This is a genomic window from Mycobacterium sp. NTMscope_MAC_12 (genome assembly GCF_976985675.1).
The window spans coordinates 5293960-5317961 of the sequence record NZ_CDRJYY010000001.1 but is presented as its reverse complement, the minus strand read 5'-3'; the positions used below and the strand labels follow the sequence as shown (position 1 = coordinate 5317961).

The following is a 24002-nucleotide window of genomic DNA, read 5'->3' as shown; positions in this document are numbered from 1 at the left end:
GCTCCGCGGATCAGGACGCGGCCTGGACCGTGATCTCGAAAAAGCCGGCCTGACTCTTGCCGTTCGTGGTTCCCAGCGTGGAGATCCAGACCAGCAGATTCGACGTCGGCGACCCGGCCCTGACCGGGATGACGTTGTGGCCGGGCTTGAGCGTGAAGCCCTGAGCCAGCAGTTTGGTGTCGTTGAGGGAGGCCGGCGACGACGAGGACGCCGCGCGGATCTCGACCTTGGTCCCGCTGCTGGGCGTGTCGATGCTGACCTGGCCGACGACGGTGGGGCTCGGAAGTTGGAGTATCAGGCCCTCACCCTGTTTGAAACTGGGGAAGGGGACGGCGTCGGTGTAGACCTCGGTTGCCCAGGCCGTGGTGGGGTCGCCGTCGATCGCCTGCCCGGCCGTGCCCGGGTTGTCGACCTCGCCGTCGGGGGAGTAGACGCTTGCCCTGGTGGGCTTGACGACGCTGCCGGCGGCGGCGGACGTGGTGGTCGACGGCGCCGACGTTGACGACGAGGGGCCGTTCAGTCCGAGTTCGTCCTTGTTGAGACCACCGCCGACGTTGCCGAAGATTTTGCTCACCACCGACGCCAGTACCAGCAGGGCGACCACGATGACGGCCAGGCCGGCGCCGGCGCCGATGAGCACGTTGCGCCGCCGACGCGCCAGGGTCGCCTCCTGCTCGGGCGGGACGAGCGCGGTCGACGGCGAGGGCGAATCGTCGATCGGGCCGAGCACCTCGGTGCGGTCAGCGACCGCGGTGGCCTGCTGCAGCAGGTTCAAAAGCGTTGAGGCGCTGCGTATTCCGCCGTCCTCCTGGACCGCGCGGACGGCGACCGCGGAGATCTGGAACGGGATGTCGCGGTCGACGACCATGGGTTCGACGGGGTTGCCCGAGGAGTCGCGGTCGGCCGCCGCGAGCCCGCTGCGCACCCCGCTCTCGAGCAACGGCCACCGATTGACCAGCAGGGCGTACAGCGCCGCCCCGATGCCGCGGATGTCGTCTTGGGGGTTGGCGTCGGGCATGGTCGCCGGGTAGGCCAGCACCACGTCGCCTTCGATGCTGACCCGCACGCGGCTGGGGTGGTCGACCGACAGCGCGACGCCGGCGCGGTGGGCCGCGTCGGCGGCGGCGGCCAGCGACTGCATGGCCCGCACGGCGCCCACCGGTGAGGGGGCGGTGTCGGCGACCTCCTGCAACGAACCGCCCCGGATCCACTCGGAGACCACCAGGCCACCGGAGCCGGTGTGCACCACGTCGAGCACGCGGGCGATGCCGGGTTTGTCGATGCGGCTGAGCCGCAGCGTGCGGGACAGGATCTCCTGCAATACCTCGTCGGGCAGGGCGCCGTCGGGGTCGACGAAGGTCAGCGCCACTTGGCGGTCCAGCGCGGTGTCCAGCGCCTGCCAGAACTGCAGCGGCGGGGCGCCGCCGTGGAACACCAGCAATCGGTACCGGCCGCCGGCGATCCGGGCGCCGGGCACCAGATGGACGTCGTCGCCCGACGAATCCACGGCGCGCTCGCGGGGCGCATCGAAAGGGGACGGGCCGCGGCGGGATTCGCCGGCGATGTCGGCGTTGGCCGGGTCGGGCAGGCGCGGCTCGGGCGGCCGCGGCGTCGGCCGTTGCGGCTCGTCGGCGGGAATGTCGGGCTGGAAGTCGTCGGCGACCGGCCGCGAAGTCCCTGACCCTGTGCCGGGCCCGGCGCTGGATGCGGGGCTCTCCATCGGGCGGTCGGTCACCTCCGGTCCTTTCGCTAGCCGGGCTCGGTTTGCCCGCTCCGGAGGCCTGCGCCGGATCGGCTCCTGGACCGCATTGACCCCAGGCGGGGACGAATTCCTCTGCTCAGGGTACGTGACCGGGCGCCGGTGAGACGATCGATCCGCTGCCTTCGGTTTGCGCGGCCGCGGCCCCCGGCCCGTGATGCGGAACCGCAGGGCATCCCACGCGGCCCGGGCCTCGGGAACCTGCGCGCGGAGCATGACCGCGGCCGTGATCGGCAGCATGATGAGCCCCAGCACGAACAGGCGAAGCAGGGAGCCGGCGCCGCCGTGGTCCGTCAGCCGGTCCAGCCCGAACAACCGATCGGCGACGTGGGCGATCAAGGCGGCCAGCATGGATGCGGTGAGCGTCACCAGGATCGTCCGCAGCTCGCCGACGCCGATCAGGTGGCCGCCCGCGGGCAGCAGCGTGCGTCGCAGCAACAGGTAGCCGATGAGCGCGCCGGCGAGGAAGCCGACACCGTTGGCCGAGCCCAGGAAACCGGCCACCAGCTTGGGGTCGTCGGTGAGGTGGGGCGCCAGCACCGAGCCGAGGATCTTGACCGCGGTGATGACGAGGATGATCACGATCGGCGTCCAGGGCTGTTCGCGCGCGTAGAACACCCGCAGCTGCAAGAGCACCAGGCCGTAGGGGATCAGGGTGAACGCCGAGAGCGCGATCGCGGCGCCCAGGTATCCGGCGTCGACGTTTCCGAAATGGCCGTAGGCGAACAGCGCGCTGCCCATCGCCGGGCCGCCGACGGTCATGAAGGCCACGATCGGGATCAGCGTGATCAAGGTCAGCCGGGTGGCCAGCGACAAGTCGGCGAGCACGGCTTTGGTGTCGTTGGCGGCCGCGTTGCGGCTCAGCCGCGGCATCACCACCGTCAACACCGTCACCCCGATCATGCCGAACGGCAGCATCAGGACCATCCAGGTGTAGTTGTAGATCGCGGGCCCGGATGCCGCCGCGGTGCTGGCGATCTGGTTGCCGACCACCAGGCCGAGCTGGCTGATCAGCACGTAGAGCACCATGGCTGCGGCCATGGTGCCGAAGCGTTTGAGGCGCTCGTCGATTCCCCACAGCGGGCGCAGGTCGACCCGTTGCCGGCGCAGCGCGACCAGCAGCACCCCGGTTTGCACGAAGACGCCCAGCGTGGTGCCGATGGCGAGCACCAAAAGCTTGGCGTTGCCCATCCGGACCGGATCGACCGACAGCTCACCGGGGGCGGCCGCATAGATCGTCAGGGTGACCAGCGCGACGACGTTGTTGACGACGGGCGCCCACGCGGTCGGCCCAAACACGTTGCGGGTGTTGAGGATTGCCATGAACACCGAGGTGAGGCCGTAGGCGAGGACCTGGGGGAGAAGGAGGTAGGCGAACGCGACGGTCAGCGCCTCGTTGACCTGCGGGGTGCGGCCCAGCATCAGCCGCACCAGCAGCGGGGCGGCCAGCACCGAGGCCGCGGTGGCGACGATCAGCAGCGCTGTCGTCAGCGTGACCAGGCGCCGCACGAACGCCGCGCCGCCGTCGGGGTCACCCTGCTCGGCGCGCGCCAGCACCGGCACGAAGATCGCGGTGAACGTCGCCTCCAGGACGAGGGCCGCCACCAGGTTGGGCAGCTGATTGGCCACCGAGAACGCGCTGGACAACGCGGCGCCCAGGATAGCGGCGAGCAGCACCACCCGGGCGAAGCCGGTGAGCCGGCTGATCAAGGTCGCGAAGGCCATCGCCCAGGACCGCGAGAGCAGCGCGGCATCGGACAGTTCCGGGCGCCGACGATCGATCCCGGCGGGCACGGGCGGCAGCGGTCCGGTGGGCGGTGAGCCCTGCATCCGGGAACGCCGCGGCGGCTCTGGCAGGCGGTGGTGGTGGGAGGGGGCCTGCCGGTAGGCGGGGGTCATACTCGGTGCTCTTGTTCGACCCGGTGGTCGGCGTCGTCGTGCGTGGCGCCGGATTCGACGGCGTGCCGGGGGTGGGGCGGGTCGGGCCGGTCCAGATCGGCGGGGTCGGGCTGGCCGCGGAAACGGTGCCACAGTCGCCGTCCCGCCAGCAGCACCAGCACCGCCGCGGCGGACAGTGTGATCGCGAACAGGACCTTGCCGTAGGCGTTGGAATGCACCGACAGCCGCACCGGCTCGCCCAGCCGCAGACCGTCCGGCGTGCGCAGCGTCACGTCGACGGCGACGCGTTGGGTGAAGTTGACTTCGATCGGAATCCGCAGCGGGAGGTAACCGGGCGGCAGTTCGATCTGCCCGACGTCGGTGACGTTCATCCCCGGCGGGGCGTCCACATGCACCCGCACCCGGATCGGAACGCTCAGGCCGTTGTGCAGCGCCAACGGCAGCGGGCTGTGTTCGGTGGCCAGCGTGTACGAGCCGCCCGGGTTGACGATCGTGACGGCGCCGAACAGGTCGTTGATCGTCTTACCGACCACGGCCAGTCGTTCCTGCGCCAACCCGTTGCGGGAATCGGGCGGTTCGGACTGGCTCAGGGCGCGCAGCATGTCCTCGCGCAGCGGGGCGGTGTATTGGATGCCGGTCAGCCCGGTGCGGTCGTCGGTCATCAGCGCGGAGGTCAAACCCCATAACCGGCCGACCTGCCCGGCGATCCCGGTGGTGACGTCGTCATTGAACTGCCCGCGCGCGGCGGTGGAGGCGCCGGGCTGCTCCGCGGGTTCGGCGCGCGTGGCGGCGTCGGCGACCACCGCCGGCAGGGGGCGCGGCACCGCCAGACCGGAGCGGATGGTGGTGCTCAGCGCGGTGAGCACGACCTGCGCGTCGTCGGCCTGCAGGTTCCACGTGGCCGGCGGGACCAGGATCTGGGTGCGCGGCTCGTCGTGCTGCAGCGCGTGCCAGAAGATCGAGCCCAAGGCGTCCTGGCGGCGCGCGGTCACCGAATCGTGCGCCAACCGGACCGACAGGGAGGGGTCCAGGTAGGTGGGCGCTTCGGGGCTGGATCCCGCTCCGGCCAGTGCGGCCCCGACGGCCGGATCGAACGGCGCGACGGTGACTTGCGGGGACAACCGCCGGGGTGCGGTGTCGACGCTGGTCTCGGTGGAGCCCTGCGCGTCGGCGGCCGACAGGTCGGCGGCGGCGATCGCGACCGTGCCCTCGTTGGCGTTGAGCAGCTTGACCGTGCGGCTGGTCAGCGGGGCGTCGGGCACGAGCGTGGCGCCGCGGGCGGACGAGACGTCCAGGATTTTGTCGACGATGCTGTTGCCGGTGGTGGTGGCGCTGGCGCTGAGGCCGGGATCGTTGACGCGCTGCAGGGCGTCCAGGTCGGCTTGCGCGTAGGGCAGCGGGGCCACGCAGGTCCGGTGCGCGAGCGCGCGCAGGCGGTTCAGCCATTCGGCCGCGGTGGCCTGTCCCGTGCCGGGGTGGGTCGGGGTGCCGGGGAGTTGAGCCGGGCCGTCGGGGGAATTGGACACGACGTAGCCGGCGGTCATCGCGTTGACGGTGACCAGCAGGTCGGGGTCGATCGCCAAACAGAGCGCGCGGCCGACGGCGCCGTCGGGGTCGACGTCGTGACTGGTCGCGACCTCGGCCGCCGACAGCAGGATGTCGAGCCGGCCACCGCTGGCCAGGGAGGTGGCCAGGTCGTCGTCGACCAGCCGGACCGGGATGGTCCCCCCGGGTACGCCGGGCGCCAGCCGGGGCCGGTCGGCCAGCGGCCACAGCATGGTGATCCACACGGGTTTGGAGGTGTCGGGCGCGACGGCGGAGCCCACGTCGTCGGCGCGGTCGGGCGGCACCCCGACGACGGGCAGCAGGAAGCGCGCGTTGTCCAGCCGGGCCGGGGCGCCGTAGTCGGGCGTGCCGTTGACGTTGACCAGGACCGGATAGATGCCGGGCTTTTCCACTCCCAGCGACGGCTTGGTCAGCGCGCGCAGCGGGGCTGACAGGGTGAAGCCGACTTTTTGCCCGCGCTGCAGCTCGGGAGCCACGGTGAGGAAATCGGCGGCCGCCTCGTAGCGGTCGGTGTCGCCGTCGAGGGTGGTGCGCAAGCCCGCGGAGCTGGTGATCGCGCCGGCGTGTTCGAGGCGGACCATGACGTCGCGAACGGGGCGGTCGCCGATGTTGATCACCATGCCGCTGACGGTCACGACGGGCGGGCTGGTCGTGGTGACCATGTCCGGGGTGACTTGATCGATGCGCACCCGGACGAACGGCGTCACCCCCGGCTCGCCCGCGGCCGCGGGGGGAACCACCGGCCCGGCGAGTACCGCGAGTCCGGCCACGATGCCGAGCACGGCCGCGATGCGCAACAAGCCGGCCCAACAGAGAAGTGGCGCCGTCACGGCCCCGGTCCGTGGCCGTTCTTCCGGCCCGTGGCCGGTTTGTCAGAATGCCGGGTCCGCGAATGCGTCTGCGGGCGGCGCCGCGGCGAGCTGGGCGGCAGCGGAGGAAGCGCGCCCGGGCCGTCGCTTTGCAGCTTGTCGATCAGCTCGTCGGCCACCCGGGCCAGGCGGCGTTCGTCGGCGTAGGCCAGCCGCGACGGCAGTTCCCGCATCGGAACCCAGGCCACCTCGGCGACCTCGAGGTCCTCGTCGGAGAGCTCTCCGCCGGAGAAACGCATTAAGTAGTGGTGCACGGTCTTGTGCACGCGGCGGCCTTCGGTGACGAACCAGTAGTCGATGCGCCCGAGCGCTGCCAGCACGCTGCCGCTGATTCCGGTCTCCTCGGCGACTTCTCTGATAGCGGTCTGCTCGGCGGTCTCACCCAGTTCGATGTGGCCCTTGGGCAGCGACCACAACATCCGTCCGCGGCGGTCGAGGCGGCCGATCAACGCGGCGACCTGCGAGTCACGCGGTCCGTCCAGGCCGTCGATGACCAGCCCACCGGCGGACGTCTCGTGCACGGTGCGCAGCCGATCCGGCCCGTGGCGAGACGAACGGGATCGGCGGGGTTTGGTGGCTGTCGAATCGCCGGTTACTTGACCGTTGGTCTGCTTCTCGGACGAAGCCGCAGCGCCACGACCGCGGCGCCGCCCCCGGCGCCGACGTGGTTTGCCTTGTTCGCCGTCCGACACCCAAGCGATAGTAGCTGGCACGACATGCTCTCCTGGACATACTCGCCGCTGGGTGAGTGCGCGGTGGTCATAACGGAATGCGTCTCGTCAGAGCGGGCCTATCGCATGGGCTACCGCCCACGCCGCACCGAAGAGAATTAGCGAGAGCGGTCCGGACAGGCTGCCGATGAACATCGCGCGACCGAGCCGGCCGACCACTCCGGGAGCGCACGCCCACGCGAGAAACGCGGAGATCGCCATGTAGACGAGCACAATCGGGAGCACGAAAACTATCGAATAGGGCATCAAGAGCCACGTGGCGAGCTCGACGACGAAGACGTGCAGCATCGCCACCACAAACGTGACTGGACCATAACCAAATTTCGACGTGTTGATCGTTGGCTCGGTGGTCATCACAGGGCCTTTCAGCGCAAAATCATGCAGGCGTAGAGGGTCCCGCCGACTATGACGACAACGGAAGATGCCGCAACGCTAAGACCAAGGCCGCGATTGCGCGCCGACCGCGACCGGAGCAATGCGGCGCTGACGGCCAGCGATACCAGAGCCGTGATAGCGGTGGCCGTGAACAACCACGTGCGTTCACTGCGCCCGCCTTCTGTGGTAAAAGTCCCCTTTCCCAAGGCCCACATTGCTACCAACTCCACAGCCAAGACGATTTGCACGACGAATGGGGCGGACAACGTCGCCGTACGCCAGGCGTCGGCATCGAGACTAGAAATCCGGGGCATTGACAGCATCATCTGTTGTCGCTCTTCGCTCGGCCGCGATCATGCGGGGACTGCACCACCGGTGGGAACGGGCGGAACCGACGGGAGGTCGGTAACCGGTCCGAACTCGGTAGATGGTTGTGGAGCTGGGACATCGTACTTTGGATTCCACCCACCGGTGTCGAACGGCGCGAACGCCTTTCCGCCCATGGGGCCTACATCATGGTGACCGGGCAAGTTAAGAGCAGGTCCCCACGATCGTCCCGACTGCGCGGGATCGATAAGTAGTGTGCGAGTCCCTCCACCTGGTAGGTCCTGGTACGCTTCCAAAGAGGGGTAATCAGTCCGCGTGCCATTGATCTGCACGCCTCCTGGTCCTGGGGTAAACACAAGGTCACCATTGACCGTAACGGTGTGGTCCACGAAAGGCCCGTTGGGATCCGCTGTGATGTTGGGCGCGAAGGGATTCCCCGCATCGTATTTGATACGGACGGATCCGTCGGGGAGCTGAGTCACGCTGCCCTTCGGGGTGCCAACTTTGACTTCGCCCGGCCCCCCGGTCGGCGATTCCTCTACGGACGGATTTTGCCGCAAGACCACAATGCCGTTTTCGTAGTCGATGTATGTGGTCACCTTTGTGTCCTCGGGATCGAAATTGGAATTGGGACCGCGGTTGTTCCCGAGGTCTCGCTTCCAGGGCGGAAAGCTCGTCACGTCCCGTTGTTCGATCCATTGCGAGACGCGCACCACTCCCTGGCCGGGCTCTGGCCGAATCTTCACCACCTCGATCTGCGATTTCACGCCCTTGAACTTGGGGTCGTAGGTCTGCGGGTCCAGAGCCGCAGCGGTCGCCCAATCAGCTTGCGATGTCGGTTCCCGACCAAAGACCTGTTTAAATGCCTCGATCTGATTGTGACGGCGTTGGTCTTCCGGCACGTCTCGCGGGGGCGCCTCCGGGATGTCACCGTCGAGGGCCTGGATCGGTGCCTCGTATCCGTCCTGCTTACGTAGGTTAGATTTCGAGGCTTGCAGCTGTTGAGAGTATTGCTCACGGAGTTGTTGCAGCTTGTTCAGCGATGCCTTGGTGTCGTTGATCGCATGCTTCTCGAGTCCCTCAATGTAGTGATCCAGCAGCTGCCTTTCCGAGGCGGTTAAATGCGGATCATTTTCGAGCTCGATGGCCTCGCCAATCTGATCGTCGAGACCTTGTAGCCCGCCTTCGAGCGCGGAAATTTCACCATTTCCGGATCGCTGGGCTTCGGCCAGAGCGGCCGCGATGTTTTCCAGATCAGCCGCAATCTTGGGAAGCTGTGCCGCTTGCACCCCGAGTGAAGTTTTGGCGCGCCGGACTTCAGCAGAATCGTTGATGGGATTCTCGCCGTTCTCGTGTGTCCAGGCCCGAGCGAAGCGGTCCCGCGCCTGACTGAATGCGGCTTCGGCTTCGGCCGTCGACTGGCCTGCGTCATGAAACGCTTTCGCAAGGTTCGAGATCTGTGCTGGCCGGCCGCTCTGCAAGGTGCTGTTGATCTTCCACGGGTCGCCGCCGGCGAACATGATCAGCGCGCCCTTGCTTATGTATCGGAGATGCACCGCATCGTCCCGTCGTTCACCCTTCTCGTCGCGCGTAACGCTACTACCGCGAATGGCCAGGTCAACTCACCTTCAATGCCCACTAGACATCGCCCGCGCAGGTGCGAGGCTCCTCACACGGGATTTTCGGGACTGGCCGACTAGGCTGATCGAACGTGCCTGACGCCGCCCAGGATGCCGAGCTGCTGACCGCCGCCGCGGTCGCGCTCAATAGGCATGCGCCCATGCTGCGGGAGCTGGGCTCCGCGTTCGAGGCCGCGGGCCACGAGCTCTATCTCGTCGGCGGTTCGGTACGGGATGCCTTGCTGGGCAGGTTGAGTCCCGACCTCGACTTCACCACCGACGCGCGCCCCGAGCAGGTGCAAAACATCTTGCGGCGATGGGCCGACAATCTGTGGGACACCGGCATCCAATTCGGCACGGTCGGAGTCGGCAAGGGCGACCATCGGCTCGAGATCACCACGTTCCGCGCCGACACCTACGATCAGGTGTCGCGAAATCCCGAGGTGCAGTACGGCGATCGCCTCGAGGACGATCTGGTGCGCCGCGACTTCACCGCCAACGCGATGGCCGTACGCATCACGTCCGAAGGTCCTGGCGAATTCCTGGACCCGCTAGGTGGTTTGGCGGCGCTGCGCGAGCGGGTGCTGGACACCCCGGCGGCGCCGGAGGTGTCGTTCGGTGACGATCCGTTGCGGATGCTGCGGGCGGCGCGGTTCGTCTCGCAGCTCGGCTTCGCCGTCGCGCCGCGGGTGCGGGAGGCGATCGAACAGATGGCTTCGCAGCTGGGCCGGATCAGCGCCGAGCGGGTGGCCGCCGAGTTGGACAAACTGGTCCTCGGCGATGACCCGACGGCCGGGATCGACCTGCTGGTGCAAACCGGCATGGGTGAGGTGGTGCTGCCCGAGGTCGGCGGCATGCAGATGGCCATCGACGAACACCACCAGCACAAGGACGTCTACCAGCACTCGCTGACCGTGCTGCGCCAGGCGATTGCCCTTGAAGACGACGGCCCGGATCTGGTGCTGCGCTGGGCCGCGCTACTGCACGACATCGGCAAGCCCGCCACCCGCCGCCACGAAGCCAACGGTGGGGTGAGCTTCCACCACCACGAGGTCGTCGGCGCCAAGATGGTCCGAAAGCGGTTGCGCGCCTTGAAGTATTCCAAGCAGATGGTCGAGGACATCTCGCAGCTGGTCTATCTGCATCTGCGGTTCCACGGCTACGGCGATGGGAAGTGGACCGACTCCGCGGTGCGCCGCTATGTCACCGACGCCGGGCCGCTGCTGCCGCGGCTGCACAAACTGGTGCGCGCCGACTGCACGACCCGCAACAAACGCCGGGCCGCCCGCCTGCAGGCCAGCTACGACCGGCTCGAGACGCGGATCGCGGAACTGGCCGCCCAGGAGGATTTGGCGCGGGTGCGCCCCGACCTGGACGGCAACCAGATCATGGAGTTGCTCGGCATCCCGGCGGGTCCGCAAGTCGGGGAGGCGTGGCGGTTTTTGAAAGAGCTACGCCTGGAACGCGGCCCGTTGGACACCGACGAGGCGACCGCGGAACTGTTGGCGTGGTGGCAGTCTCGGGGGAACGGTTAGCGGCACCCGCGCGTCCGAATACGCATGGATTATTGTCTCGCGGGCGACAACGGCGCCGCCATTTGGCACGGGCAACCCGACCTCGACCTCGACGGCGATGGGCGGTTCGAATCGATCGGGATGGATTTCGACCACGACGGACTGCGCGACGACGCGCTCGCCGACCTCGACGGCGACGGCCTCGTCGATCACGCGGTGCTCGACCTCGACAACGACGGCACTCCCGAGGCCTACTTCACCGACGACGGATCCGGAACGTGGGCGGTGGCCGTGGACCGCGGCGGCCAACTGCGCTGGTTCGGCCTCGACGGCGTCGAGCACACCGGCGGTCCGCTGGTCGATCTCGACGGCCACGGGCGCTCCGATGACCGGCTCCTCGATACCGATGGCAACGGGCTGGCGGATCGGGTGCTGCGCTCCGACGACAACGGTGTGACCGGATACGTCGACACCGACGGCGACGGCAAATGGAACGTCCGGCTGACCGACACCGACGGCGACGGTCTCGCCGACGGCGCGAGTTCCCTATGAGGTTGCTAGCGTAGCGGTTTCGTTTCCAAGGCCGCCGCGATGGAACTGCGCTACATCAGCACCCCATTCCTCGTCGCTGAGTCCGGTGGTGATCCGTGGTCGACCAACGCAGGCCTGCAATCCGGTCGTCCGGCGCGGATCTCGGATTTAGCGCGAGCATTCCGTGCAGCCGCAGCCAGCACAGGCGAGGCCGCCGCCGCCTTCGAGGCAGCCCGCCGTCGCTTCGAGGCGGCGTGGAATCACCGAAACGGCGAGCATCCCATCAACGACTCCGCCGAAGTGCAACGCGTGTCCCGGTCGCTGGGCCTGCAGACCGAACAATTACCGAAGATCGCAGTCGATTTGGAGAAGATCGCCGCGACCCTGGCCGAAGCCCAACGAATCTCCGCGCGGTACATCACCGCGCTGGAGTACGACCTGCAAGACATCGACGACGAGATTTGCGAAGCCCTCGCGGACGGTGACCACTGCGACGTCGACGATCTGCGCGAAGACGCCGTCGCGGAGACGAAAGCAATCGTGTTCGCGCTCGGCCAGATTCGCGACCGGTATGCGGCGGTGCTCCAGGCAGCGCTGGACGGACTGCGAACAGACGGTGCTGACCCGGCCGAGATCAGCGGCATCGACGAACTGCTGATCCCGCCGACCCCGACCAGCCCGGAGCAGGTCAAACGCTGGTGGGATTCGTTGAGCGCCAACCAAAAGCGACTGCTGGCCGATCAACATCCGCCCGAGTTGGGCAACCTCAACGGGATTCCCGCCGATGTGCGTGACTCGGTGAACCAGGCGGCGATGAACGACGATCTGCGCAGGGTCGAAGACGCCGCCCGTCGGCGCGGGGTGGTCCCAGACGCGCTTCGAGACAACGCGCTCAACAACCGGGATGCCGACGTATTCACCAACCCCGCGGAGTATGGCTTATGCGCCACCGACATCACCAGATACCAGAATGCGGCGAAGACCAACGATTTCCTCACCCGCGACAAGGGATCGGGGCTCGATCGGGGGCTCCCGCCCATGCTTTGGGCTTACGATCCGCTGGCGTTCGGCGGCAAGGGCAGGGCGGTCATCGCGATCGGAAACCCGGACAAGTCCCGCAACACGGCCGTCATGGTTCCGGGGACCAACAGCAGCGTCAGGGGAGGGTGGATGTCCGACGGGCCCGACGACGCCATCAACCTCTACCAGCAGTCGTTGAAGGCTGATCCCTTTCACTCCACCGCGGTGCTGGCGTGGATGGGCTATGACGCACCGGAATTCGATCATCCGCATTGGGAGCAGGCGCTCGCCGACCCCGCCAAACTGGAACAGGTCGGCACTCCGTGGAGGGCGCGGCAGGCCGCTGCGCTGCTGGCCGCCGACGTCAACGGTCTCGCGTCAACCCATGACGGGTTGGCGCCGAGTCGTGTGACCGTCCTCGGGCATTCCTACGGGTCGACGACGGTGGCCGACGCGTTCGTCCACAGCGGCATGCGCGCCAACGATGCGGTGCTAACGGGTTGCCCGGGAACCGATTTGGCGCATCGTGCCGCGGACTTCCATCTCGACGGCGGCAGGTTGTATGTGGGCGCTGCGTCGACCGATGCGATCAGCTGGATCGGGGAGACGGGCAGCGGGCTTCCGAATGGGCTCAACGAGACACTCGGCGGACCGCTGGGCCCGTGGGCCGGACTGGGCGCCGACCCGGCTCATGAGGGTTTCGGGGCGGTGCGCTTCCGCGCCGAAGTCGCCGGCTCGCACAGCCTCACCCCGTGGTTCACCGACCACGCGCGCTATTACGACGTCGGCAGCGAAGCGCTGCACAACGTGACCGAAATCGTCACCGGGCATGGCGATCGGCTGGCGGCAGAAGGCATGTTGGCTGCCGACCGGGCCCAGGCGCGGATCGCGATTCCTCGTCAGCTCCACACTCCCTTGGGAACTGTTTCGCTGCCCCATGTCGAGATTCGAATGCCCATATCCGTCGACCCGGAATGGGATCGCCCGGCGCGCACCGTCACCAACGGCCATGGGTTCTAGGAGCGATCGAGGCGGCGATTCGCCGGACCGACACCCGGTGAATTGACCACTGGCCAGCCTGCGTTTAGGCTGGTCAAAAGGCTATGAGGCCACTAGAGGCCTTGTCAGCCGAAGTTCGGAAGGAGTGCCGATGTTCGTCAATACGGAGCAATTGCACTCGGGAGGCAACCAGTCCCACCGCGCGGGTGGGCACGCCCAAGAGGGGGCCGATCACCTCGCCGGCGGGACCCTGGCATCGGGGATGTTCGGCGACTTCGAAGCGGCAGACTCCTTCCACAATGCTGTGACCGCCGCGCACGGGCAGCACGTTAAAAATCTGCAGGGACACAGCGAGACGCTCACCAGTGTCGGGACGAAGGCACACCACGCGGCCAACGGGTTCACCAATATGGATCAGCACAACGCTGCCGAACTGCGCGCAGTCCGATGCAGCTCCAGTACCTCAACCCCGCGGACCTGATCGCCGCAGCCGGTGACGACCCCTGGGCAATCAACAGCACCCTCCAGGCGGGTCGCCCTATGCAGGTCTCCAATTTGGCGGAGGCCTTTCGTGCTGCAGGTCGATGTACCGACGAGGCCAACGTCGCGTTTACCGAAGCCCGTCGTCGCTTTGATGCGGCTTGGAACCACGAAGGCGGGGAAAATCCGATCAATGGTTCTGCGGAGGTGCAACGCGCCACCGCGTCATTGGGGGTGCAGGCTGCCCAGTTACCCAAGATCGGTATCGAGCTGGAAAACATTGCCGCCGCCTTGGCGGAGGCGCAGCAGAGCGGCAAAACCGTGATCTCAACTCTCGAGAGCCAGCTGCGTGGAATCGACAACGAACTCGGCCGAGCCCTAGCTCTGGAGGACAGCGGCGACCTCACCCCTGCTGAAGAGGACCTCGTCGAGGACCACATCGCGGAATTGGTAGACGACGCGATCAGCGATACCAAATCTGCTGTGGTTCAGCTTAGGTCGATCCGCAACGGTTACTCCGACCACCTGCAGAAGTCGCTCGCCACGTTGAGGGTCCAGGACGGCTATGACCCTGCGCCCATCCAGGGGATAGACGAAGACGGCCAAAGCAGCCTCGGTGACCAAAACCGCAACGCCGTCAATAGCTATAACGCAACGCAGCGCGCTAGAGACGAAGCGCTGCTGAACAGCTCCGGGCCTATGACACCTGAAAAGGCTGAAGCGGCAGCGCGACTGCGCGATTACACCACGGCTACTAATCCTGCTGCCGATCCCGACGTCCAGCGACTTGCCAGCGAACGCCTCAGCGATTTCGTTACAGCGCGGATCGTCGGTCCGTTGCCGGTCGATCGCGTCATGGGCGGCGACGCACGTACTCGCGCGCAAATGCGGTTGGAGTGGCAGAAGAAGCTGGAGCAAGGATTCGCCGGCGCAGCACCAATGACGCCCGACCAGGTCACTCAACTCCTCGACAACAGCGAGCAACAAGGTCGAGTGGTGATCATGCGTCAAGCTGCCAAGGCGCTTGAGCAGCGGGGTATGTCGTCGTCCACGGCGTCCGCGGTCGTAAGCCAAATGGCTCAGGGCACGCCGCTATCGGCGATAGCCCATTACGACGGCACTTTGGTGGGTGCGGGTGGCGCCGGGTTGGAGGCATCCGCAGGATCGGTATCGAACGGTGCGCACAACATCCCGGGCAGCATCGGTGTTTTATCGCGTGCCGACGCCGAACTGCTGGCCAGCGTCGGCAAACGCCTCGGGTGGGCTGGTTCCGTCGCGGACCTGGCTCTCGCGGGCATCGAAGTCTCGGAGGGCGCTCCCGGCGGCCAGACCATCGGCCAGGCCGTCGGAGGAGTCGGTGGTGGTATGGCCGGTGGCTGGGCAGCTGGTGCGATCGGCGGCTCGATGTTCGGGCCCGGAGGCGCCTTTGTGGGAGCGATCATCGGTTCGGTGTTCGGTGGGTTGGGTGGGGGAAAGGTGGGTGGAGTCGTTGGGTCGCAACTTGACCATTGATTTGTTGGCGGCGAATGCGGGAGCCGACCGATACGCTGATATACCGAAGCCGCCCTGGGCGATGCCAATGCTAATCATTGCGATTGTCACCTTGACGGTTTCAGGGATCCCAGTTTTTTTCGAGCTTGGAGAGCGTCGGCGCCGCTGGGTGTACTGGGGGGCGTTCCTCTGCGGCACACTATTGATGGCGTTGGCACTGTCGTACCGCGGATGGCGGACAAGCGCAGCAGTATGTGTCGGCGGAGTCATCATCGCCTTTTGCTTTGCATTCTTTTACGACAGCTCCCTTTTAAAATTCCGCACTCGGCAATTCTCCTACACTTTGCCCGCGGAACAGCGATCGAAAGCCTCGCCTATAGACACCTACCTGGGTGTGGTACCTGTCAGGAACCACTGGTGGCTAATCGCAGTTGGTAGCTGCGGATTCGCCTACGGGATCTATCTCATCGGTTGGGCTTGGCAAATCACGATCTCGGTAGCGGCCGGCGTTGTCCTCGCTGCTGTGTCGGGTTGGGACGATGGGGCCCGAGGTTTGCCCATCGCTCGCAGACAAACAGTGCAATTCGTTATCGCGAGCCTCGCGTCGATCATGATGTTTGCGTTGCCACTGGCTGCTTACCTCGCTGGGTACTACGGCGCCAAGAAATGGCCCATCGATCGGGGGCGGCGTACTGGCCACCGCGAACCCGGCGAGCTCCGTGACACGGAGTAGCTACCAAGAGAGTGATGGTCGCCGAAAATCCTGCTCGGGCAAGGTCTTGAACCCGTGGCATACGGAACACTTGGAGGCGAGGTCAAACGGCGGAAGCGCGCGCATCCTCATCGCGATGACGGTCAGCGACCGCCGACGTCAGCGGTGATGGAGCTGCATGAAATTGCACGCGGAGGCGACTCGCCGCCTTCCGTGTGGTTGAAGTGATTGCTCGTTGTTCGATTAGCTGTTCAACTATTGGAACGAAGCGTTCGGGACGGACTCGAGGGCTGTTTGCAAACAAAGGAGGACGCATGGCGGGGGATTTTCCTCCAGCTGCTGGGGAAGGGCCAGCTACCGGTCCGCCGCAGAACCCAATGCAATGGGGGCTACCGGCATTTCCTGTGCAACAGCCACGCCGCGCGCGGACCTGGCTAGCGACGGCCTTAGCTGCGGTCGCCGTATCGCTGGGCGCGGCCGCCCTCGTTGTCGCGCTGACGCGGGCCACGGGCAGCCAGTCGGTAGCCTCCTCAACCACCTCAACGACCCCCTCATACAGCCCGGACCAGATTGCAGCCGCACATAGGCAGTTGTGTGCCACCTACAAACTGGCCGCGCAGTCGGTGCAAATCGAGACGAATGGCAACGACCGGGCAGCTGCTGGCGTGTCTGGCGTAAATGCGGCGGTAATGTTGGAGCAGGCATTAAATGCCGCTCCCGCGATCCCGGCAGACGAACGAGCCGCTGCCCTCACATTGGCGGCCGCATATACCAAAGCGAATGCTATGGGAAGCTCGTTGCAGCGCGACGACCCAATTTTTAATGCTGAGGTCGATGATGTCAACGCCAAAGATGCTGCGATGAAGCAGATATGTAGCCGCGGGTGATGTTCGGCGCCCGCTCGACCGTTGCCGAGACTTTCGCGGCCGAAAGACGACTACGGATATATTTTCAGGCGCGGAGCGTAGGCCGTGCAGGTCGATGCGAACGGTCACGATGTCGCTCTGGATCGCATCGCAGTCACCAACGCCGCGGCGATGCTCGATGACGCGGCTGCTAATCCAGCCCTCGGCGTAAACGTATCGCGACCCTGCACGCACGCTATCTACGTCTTATCGCACCGGAACGGCGATGGGAAATAGAAACGTGACGACCGATGCACGGTTTCAAGCCGCACTCGACGACATTAAATGCAAAAGGATGCACTTATGAAGCGAGTATGCGGTGCATGGTGCCGGGTGACTTCGCAGGGACCGCTGCTGTTCCGCGCAAACTAATCGCGGAATCAATCACGTATTGGTACACCGGTGACCATCTTTCGTTGAGATGCAACATGTGCAATCTGCACAGGGACCATCTCAACAGACGGATCATGTAGCAAGGCGCGTGAGGGAGGTTCCTACTCCTGACGTCGGCGAAGGATAATCGACAGTTCGTTGACCATCGCCGCGACGAAGGCGCGCTGTCCGAGCCAGGCCCGGCTCCAGGGGAGGGCGAGCCGTGGCGCGGTGAATTGCCCGGTGTGCGGCTTGCCTGCTCCACTATTGATGGGGAACGGCACGATGACAGCTTGCAGGTTGCGGCATATCGGATGTTGCGGACTAGAGGAGGACAGTCGTGGGAAACCCGCCCGCGGGCTCTGGTCAAGGCCCAGCCGCGCAACCGGCCGTGAGGAACTGGCCACCAAATGCCGTCGGGCCGCCATCCATGGGCTCGCGCTCATGGATGGCGATTGCGGTGGCGGTAACAGCCGCGGTGGCTGTCGCTGCACTGGTCGTGACACTAACGCGACCGACGCGTTTCAATTCGCCGGTTACCACGACTACGGCGGCGGCCTATGGTCCTGCGGAGGTTGCCGCCGCCCAACAAAAAATGTGCGATACGTACAAGCTGGCTGCCCAGTCGGTCCAGGTAGACACCGGTGGTACAGACAAAACGCTGGCTCGCATCGCTACCACTAATGGCGCCCTAATGCTGGATAAGGGGGCACGTGATCCAGCGCTCGACACGAAGCTTCGCGACGCCACGCGCGTCTTGGAAGGCGGGTACCTGACAGTTACCTCAAGAGTAGTTACGGTGTCGTCACCGATGCTGAGTTTCAGGCAGCGCTCGATGACGCCATCCCCAAGGATGCTGCGATGAAAAAGGCATGCGGTGGCTGTTGACCTCCCTCCCGGTGTCTGGACGGCGGCACTAATTGGCCCGTGGTGGCCAGCGCCTTCGACCGCTCTGCGTGCCGGCGCCCAACATTGGGACGAAGCGTGTGCGGAGCAGCAGCTTTATTCACAAACCTTGCGAGCGCAGTGGACGTTATTTTCCGCGCAAAACCAAGGTCACACTGCCGACGACCTTATAAACCGGTTCCAGCAGGGCGAGAAATTTCACCTCGACCTGGCGGAGAAGTACCAGACAAAGACATCGGCCTTCAACTCGGCAGCCGATGCGACCGATTATCTGCGTAGTCGACTGTCAGACATTGCGAATACAGGAAACAACGAAATCAATGAAATCCTGGCATCGAAGAAGCTACCGCCGGAGCAATTGGCGGAGATACAGGCGGTTCAACTGCGCTGCAACGCCGACGCCGCAAATGCCAGTCGGGATGCGGTCGACAAGATGATGGCGGCTACGCAGAAAATTCTGGATGTTGAAGGTACGGGAGGCGACGCCCGGAGCTGGGCACGTGCAAACGGCTTCAATACCGATGATGCTCCGCCCCCGAGCCCGATCAGCGAAAGAGACCTCGGAACACGGCCAGGCTCGCAGGCCGGGTACGGGCATGGTCAGGGTGGGACGGGGCACGGTGGCGGTGGTTCGGGGGTTTCGCAGGCCGGGTACGGGCATGGTCAGGGTGGGACGGGGCACGGTGGCGGTGGTTCGGGGGTTTCGCAGGCCGGGTACGGGCATGGTCAGGGTGGGACGGGGCACGGTGGCGGTGGTTCGGGGGTTTCGCAGGCCGGGTACGGGCATGGTCAGGGTGGGACGGGGCACGGTGGCGGTGGTCCGGGGGTCTCGCAGGCCGGGTACGGACATGGTCAGGGTGGGACGGGGCACGGTGGCGGTGGTCCGGGGGTCTCGCAGGCCGGGTACGGACATGGTCAGGGTGGGACGGGCCAGGGTGGGCTGTCGACCGTTTCGCATAGTCTCGGAGCGGCAACTGGGTCCGCGTCGGGTCCTCCGGCGATAGGTTCTCCAGTTCAGGGCGGCGGTATGTCAATATCGCCGGCTGGACTCGGGCAGGGCCCGCAACCGAACTTGGCTCAATCGTTCACGTCCGGCTTCGCGACGGGCCAGGCGACAGGCCCTGGGGGGCAAGCATTTTCGTCGGGTGCGTTTAACGCGTTCGATGGCGGGCCACCTCAAACTTCGCAGGGAATACCGGCGGTTGCACCGACCGTGCCCAGCGCTGGAGCGTTCATCGCGGCAACGCCTCCCGTTGATGCTCCCCCGGCAGCAGCCCCGGCCCCGATGACAACTGGCGGAGCCACTCCGGTAGCGCCGGCGATGATGACCGGGGGTTCGTGGTCACCATCGGCAGCGTCAGTGAGCGGGGCGTCGATCCCTTCAGGCTCGTTGCCCGCATACGGATCTGACCTACGTCCACCCGTTGTGGCGCCGCCATCCATGCCATCCGCCCCCGCTGGTCCGATTTCGGGTGCGCCGGTAGCGCCGTCGCCGGCGTCGACCCCGTCGGCGGGTGGGCCGCTGGTCTCGCCGGTGGAGCGGACTGCGTCCGGGGCCGCCGCGCAGGCCGGCACGGGCTCGTCTGCGATGGTCAGCGCATCGGCAGCGTCCGCGGCAACGGGCGCGACCGCCGGCGCGGCGTCCGCAAGGAACGCCGAACAGCAGCGGCTCCAGCGGCTCGTCGATGCGGTCGCTCGTCAGGAGCCGCGACTGTCATGGGCGGCCGGCCTCCGCGACGACGGCACTACCACGCTGCTGGTCACCGATCTCGCCGGTGGCTGGATTCCGCCCCATGTCCGGTTGCCCGCCCACGTCACGCTGCTGGAGCCGTCGGCGCGACGGCATGACGCCAACGTCGTCGACCTGCTCGGCGCCATCACAGTCGCGGCCGCCCACCACGCCAACACCTATGTCGCAGAGCCGGGTTCCGACGAACCCGCGCTCAGCGGCGATCGGCCGGCTCGCTCGGCCGCGCCGCACGTCGATGAGCTCGGCCCGACGTTGGTCGAAGCGGTGCGCCGCCGCGACGGTCTGCCGCGGATTGCGCAGGCCGTCGCCGCGCCCGCGGTGCGAAAGACGGGTGTGCTGGAAAGCGAAATCGGGATGTTGCGCGAATGCGTCGCCGACATTCAGCACTCGGTAATGACCGCATATCCCAATCACGATCCAGCGGCCGTCGGCGATTGGATGCTTTTAGCCTCGATCGAGGCGCTGATCGACGGCCACGAGTACCTCACGAATTACCACCTGGCCTGGTTCGAGGCGATCAGCCACCGCGGTGGTTCGTAGCGAGCCCCAATGTCGGGTGAATACCGTTCGCGGCGTCTTATGCCAAAATGGCGGTACGAGCAATCGAAACTGCCTGAATAGGCACCGGACGGTTGCGGGCGATGCGAATGGGGCGGAGGTGCGATCGTGGGCGGTCCCGGCGGATCCATCCGATCTGACTTGCCAACTACTTTGGAGCTAGGCAGCGGGCCGCCGATGAATGTCCCCAGGCCGTTTCCTATTCCGCCAGGCGGCGCCTCGCCCGCAGACGGTGGGCAGGGGATGGTCGGAGCAGCCGGCAACGCCAACGTTCCCAAAGACGCCGCAGACGCCGAAGCGGCCGATGCGGACCGGCGCGCACATGCCGCCGACGCCGCGGCGAAGTTCCCGGCCAATGAGGCAAACGGGCAGCAAGAGATGCAGATGATCCAGCAAATGCTGTCCAGCGTTACGGGCGCGATGGGCGGCGCGATGGGCGGCGTCATGGGGCCGATGACCCAGCTTCCCCAGCAGGCGATGCAGGCCGGCCAGAGCGCCCTCCAGCCCCTGATGAGCGCGGTTCAGGGCGCTCACGGCGCGGCATCCCTCGCCGACAGCGCGCACCTGGTCGACAGTGTCGGAGCCGGCGGCGCCGGCCTCGGCGGCGGTTCCGGCGGTGGCGCCGGCCTCGGCGGTGGCGGCACGGTTCCGGCCAGCTCGCTGGGCCCGCCGCCGGTGCCGACATCGTCGCCACCGACCACCCCCGCAGGCGCCAAGGCTCCGATAATGCCGGCCACCGGCGGCATGCCCGCCATGCCCGGACAGACGGGAATGACCGGGATGCCGATGATGCCGCCGGGCGCGATGGGCGCCGGTGGCGAAGGCGGCAACAAGGCCAAGCCTGTCGAGAAGCGGGTGACCGCTCCGGGCGTGCCCAACGGCCAGCCGGTCAAGGGCCGCCTGACGGTCCCGCCCAGCGCGCCGGGCAGCAAATCCGGCGAGGCCAAGCCCACGGTGGTCACCAACAGGCCCAACCGGCGGATCGTGATCATGCCGTCCGAGGACGAGCCGAAGGACTAACCCCAGTCCGCCAAGAGGTGAGTGGTCGGGTAGATCGCCCGGCAGTAGTGTCGCTACGTAATCGCGGCCGGCCGATCCCAAGTCATATTGGATTGCCCGTTATTGACAGCAGAACTGTCGATACGTGCATGCTATGAGGTACGTCTGCAGCGACCGCGGAATCCGCGGCCAGGAGGGTGTGGGAGTACTAGCTCGAGTGTCCGGCAAGGATGCGGCGCCGTGGCGGCGCACAGGTGGATTGGGGCGGGGAGGTCGATGACCGATCCCCTGAGAATGCAAGCTGTCGCGGCGCTGGCCCGCGCCCACAACCTGTTCGCGGGCACTCCCGTCAGTCCGCGCATCGGTGACGTCGCCGAGCAGACGGACGCGACATCGCACCACGCGGGGCTACCGGAGGCAGCGTCCGCACGGTCGGGCGCCTCGATAAAGCTGCTAAGCCACTCACGCCACGCCGACCGCACGCTGGGAGCCATCCTCGCGGCCGCGCGAGCCGATCACGCGCACGGACGGGCGGCGACGCGCACGGTGTTGGAGGCCGCCGAATCGGACGTAACTCCGGCCGCCGATACGCCGATGGGGCGACGTGAGGCCATGGCGCGCACGGCGAAACGGCTGCGGTCCCAGCACCGCCACATCACCACATCACGACGGCGGGCAAGGCTGCTCGCGCGGCGGCTGCGACGCCTGCACTACCCGCAGAGGCGGTCGATGCACAGAAATCACGCCGGCGGACGCGCGGCGGTTTTGGCGGCCATCCGTAAAGCTTTGGATATCAAAGGCATTCATAACCCGGCGGCGCGCGCCCGTTGGGAACGCGGCATGGATCTGGTGGCCCGCCGCGAGTCCAACTACAACGCCAGCGCCGTCAACAACTGGGATTCCAACGCGGCGCGGGGAACCCCCAGCAAGGGCGCCTGGCAATTCATCGCGCCGACGTTCGCGGCCTATCACCAGCCGGGCACCTCTCGCGACATTCACAACCTGGTGGCGCAGGCGTGCGCGTTCATCAACTATGCGATGGGCCGTTACGGGGTTGCCGCCGACGCGTCGAACCTCGCCGATCGGATTCAGCAGGCCGATCCTCACCGAGCACCCAAGGGGTACTGAGCATGCCGCTGAGTTTGTCTAATCGCGACCAGAACTCTGGGCACCTGTTCTACAACCGGCGGCTGCGGGCGGCGACCACCCGCTTCTCGGTGCGCATGAAACACGATGACCGCAAGCAGACGGCCGCGCTTGTGCTCTCAGTGCTCCTCGTGGCTATCGCGTCGGGCTGGATGCTGCTGCTGAATGTGCTGAAACCCACTGGCATCGTGGGTGATTCGGCGATCATCGGCGACCGTGATTCCGGGGCGATCTACGCCAAGATCGACGGCCGGCTCTACCCGGCGCTGAATTTGACGTCCGCACGGTTGGCGACGGGGACGGCGAATCAGCCGACGTGGGTGAAACCCGCCGAGATAGCGAAGTATCCGACCGGGCCGCTGGTCGGTATCCCGGGGGCGCCGGCGGCGATGCCGGTGCATCGGGGTGCGACCTCGGCCTGGGCGGTGTGCGACACCGCGGGACGTCCGCGCAGCCCCGAACGGCCGGTGGTGACCTCGATCGCCGGCCAGCTCGACGCCTATGACCGCGCCACACCGCTGCGCGACGACGCCGGGCTGCTGGTCACGTTCGAGGGCAACACCTACGTCATCTGGGGCGGCAAACGATCCCAGATCGATCCGGTCAACCGGGCGGTCACGCTCAGTCTGGGGCTCGACCCGGGAGTGACGCTGCCGGTGGAGATTTCGCGCGCCCTGTATGACGCGCTGCCCGCGACCGAACCGCTCGACGTCCCGCAAGTACCCCTGGCGGGCACCCCGTCGACGTGGGTCTCGGGCTCACAGGTGGGAGCGGTGCTGCAGGCCCAAACCGCCAGCGGCGGAAAGCAGTTCTACGTCCTGCTGCCCGAGGGAGTGCAAAAGGTCACCAGCTTCGTGGCCGACCTGTTGCGCAGCGCCAACTCCTACGGGTCGACGGCGCCGCGCGTGGTGACCCCCGACGTGTTGGTCAACATCCCCGAGGTGACCTCGCTGGCCGTCGACTACTACCCGACCAAACGCTTGAATTTCATTGACACCGCGGCCGATCCGACCACCTGCGTCGGCTGGGAGAAGGCCTCGACGGATCCGCGGGCCCGCGTCGTCGTCTATAACGGGCGCGGCCTGCCGACGCCGTCCTACCTGGACAACAGAATCGTTCATTTGGTGCGTGACGACCGCGACCCGGCATCGGTGGTCGCCAACCAGGTGCTGGTGTTGCCGGGCGCGGCGAACTTCGTGACATCGACCAGCGGCGTGGTCACCTCGGACTCCCGCGAATCGTTGTTCTGGGTGTCCGACAACGGGGTTCGGTTCGGGATCGCCAACGACGAGACGACGCTGCGGGCGCTCGGGCTTGACCCGGGGTCGGCGGTGCAGGCGCCCTGGCCGCTGCTGCGGACTTTCGCATCGGGGCCCGCGTTGTCCAGGGAGGCAGCGCTTTTGGAGCGTGACACCGTGCCGGCGCTGGGCAAGGTGGCTGTGGTGACGACATCGGCGAAGCCGGGAGGCTAGAG

The 24002-nt window shown here is 66.6% G+C and carries 16 protein-coding genes; 11 read left to right on the top strand and 5 right to left on the bottom strand.

Features of this window, described 5'->3' with window-relative positions:
• Positions 1-10: 10 nt before the first annotated feature.
• From AC0KS4_RS24675 to AC0KS4_RS24655, 5 genes are all read right to left on the bottom strand, one after another.
• Positions 11-3589 (bottom strand): murein biosynthesis integral membrane protein MurJ, encoded by a 3579-nt coding sequence (locus AC0KS4_RS24675; protein ID WP_238957426.1) that lies wholly within the window; start codon positions 3587-3589, stop codon positions 11-13.
• Between the two features lie 65 nt (positions 3590-3654).
• Entirely contained in the window at positions 3655-6054 is a 2400-nt protein-coding gene (locus AC0KS4_RS24670; RefSeq protein WP_238957231.1) for a hypothetical protein, read from the bottom strand.
• On the bottom strand, positions 6051-6785 hold the full coding sequence (locus AC0KS4_RS24665) for an NUDIX hydrolase (protein ID WP_225327984.1): 735 nt from the start codon (positions 6783-6785) through the stop codon (positions 6051-6053). Before AC0KS4_RS24665 ends, AC0KS4_RS24670 begins: the two co-directional genes overlap by 4 nt.
• Before the next feature lie 87 nt (positions 6786-6872).
• Positions 6873-7178, bottom strand: coding sequence for a hypothetical protein (locus tag AC0KS4_RS24660; RefSeq protein WP_238957230.1), 306 nt, complete (start codon positions 7176-7178; stop codon positions 6873-6875).
• Positions 7179-7552: 374 nt separating this feature from the next.
• Positions 7553-9046 (bottom strand): putative alpha/beta hydrolase, encoded by a 1494-nt coding sequence (locus tag AC0KS4_RS24655; protein ID WP_275254233.1) that lies wholly within the window; start codon positions 9044-9046, stop codon positions 7553-7555.
• 191 nt (positions 9047-9237) lie between these two features.
• Between AC0KS4_RS24655 and AC0KS4_RS24650 the strand changes: the two genes are divergently transcribed.
• The 11 genes from AC0KS4_RS24650 to eccB all read left to right on the top strand — a co-directional run bounded on the left by AC0KS4_RS24650 (position 9238) and on the right by eccB (position 24000).
• Complete coding sequence (locus AC0KS4_RS24650; protein ID WP_225327980.1) at positions 9238-10680, top strand: CCA tRNA nucleotidyltransferase; 1443 nt, start codon at positions 9238-9240, stop codon at positions 10678-10680.
• A gap of 24 nt (positions 10681-10704) precedes the next feature.
• Entirely contained in the window at positions 10705-11211 is a 507-nt protein-coding gene (locus tag AC0KS4_RS24645) for a pullulanase (protein ID WP_238957228.1), read from the top strand.
• Between the two features lie 39 nt (positions 11212-11250).
• On the top strand, positions 11251-13230 hold the full coding sequence (locus AC0KS4_RS24640) for a putative alpha/beta hydrolase (protein WP_238957227.1): 1980 nt from the start codon (positions 11251-11253) through the stop codon (positions 13228-13230).
• Positions 13231-13360: 130 nt separating this feature from the next.
• Positions 13361-13690, top strand: a complete 330-nt coding sequence (locus tag AC0KS4_RS24635) for a DUF2563 family protein (protein WP_238957226.1) — start codon at positions 13361-13363, stop codon at positions 13688-13690.
• Positions 13657-15201: a putative alpha/beta hydrolase gene (locus AC0KS4_RS24630; protein ID WP_238957225.1), complete on the top strand. Its 1545-nt coding sequence runs from the start codon at positions 13657-13659 to the stop codon at positions 15199-15201. The genes AC0KS4_RS24635 and AC0KS4_RS24630 overlap by 34 nt, the downstream gene beginning before the upstream one ends.
• Positions 15191-15913, top strand: coding sequence for a hypothetical protein (locus AC0KS4_RS24625; RefSeq protein ID WP_225341325.1), 723 nt, complete (start codon positions 15191-15193; stop codon positions 15911-15913). The genes AC0KS4_RS24630 and AC0KS4_RS24625 overlap by 11 nt, the downstream gene beginning before the upstream one ends.
• Positions 15914-16515: 602 nt before the next feature.
• Entirely contained in the window at positions 16516-16779 is a 264-nt protein-coding gene (locus AC0KS4_RS24620; protein WP_225327975.1) for a hypothetical protein, read from the top strand.
• A gap of 2737 nt (positions 16780-19516) precedes the next feature.
• Entirely contained in the window at positions 19517-20365 is an 849-nt protein-coding gene (locus AC0KS4_RS24615; protein WP_238957224.1) for a DUF5631 domain-containing protein, read from the top strand.
• A gap of 261 nt (positions 20366-20626) precedes the next feature.
• Complete coding sequence (locus AC0KS4_RS24610) at positions 20627-21403, top strand: hypothetical protein (protein WP_308193074.1); 777 nt, start codon at positions 20627-20629, stop codon at positions 21401-21403.
• 255 nt (positions 21404-21658) lie between these two features.
• Entirely contained in the window at positions 21659-22510 is an 852-nt protein-coding gene (locus tag AC0KS4_RS24605; RefSeq protein WP_238957222.1) for a transglycosylase SLT domain-containing protein, read from the top strand.
• A gap of 2 nt (positions 22511-22512) precedes the next feature.
• The gene (gene eccB, locus AC0KS4_RS24600) at positions 22513-24000 is read left to right on the top strand and encodes a type VII secretion protein EccB (protein ID WP_238957221.1); all 1488 of its coding nucleotides are present in this window, start codon (positions 22513-22515) and stop codon (positions 23998-24000) included.
• Positions 24001-24002: the final 2 nt, after the last annotated feature.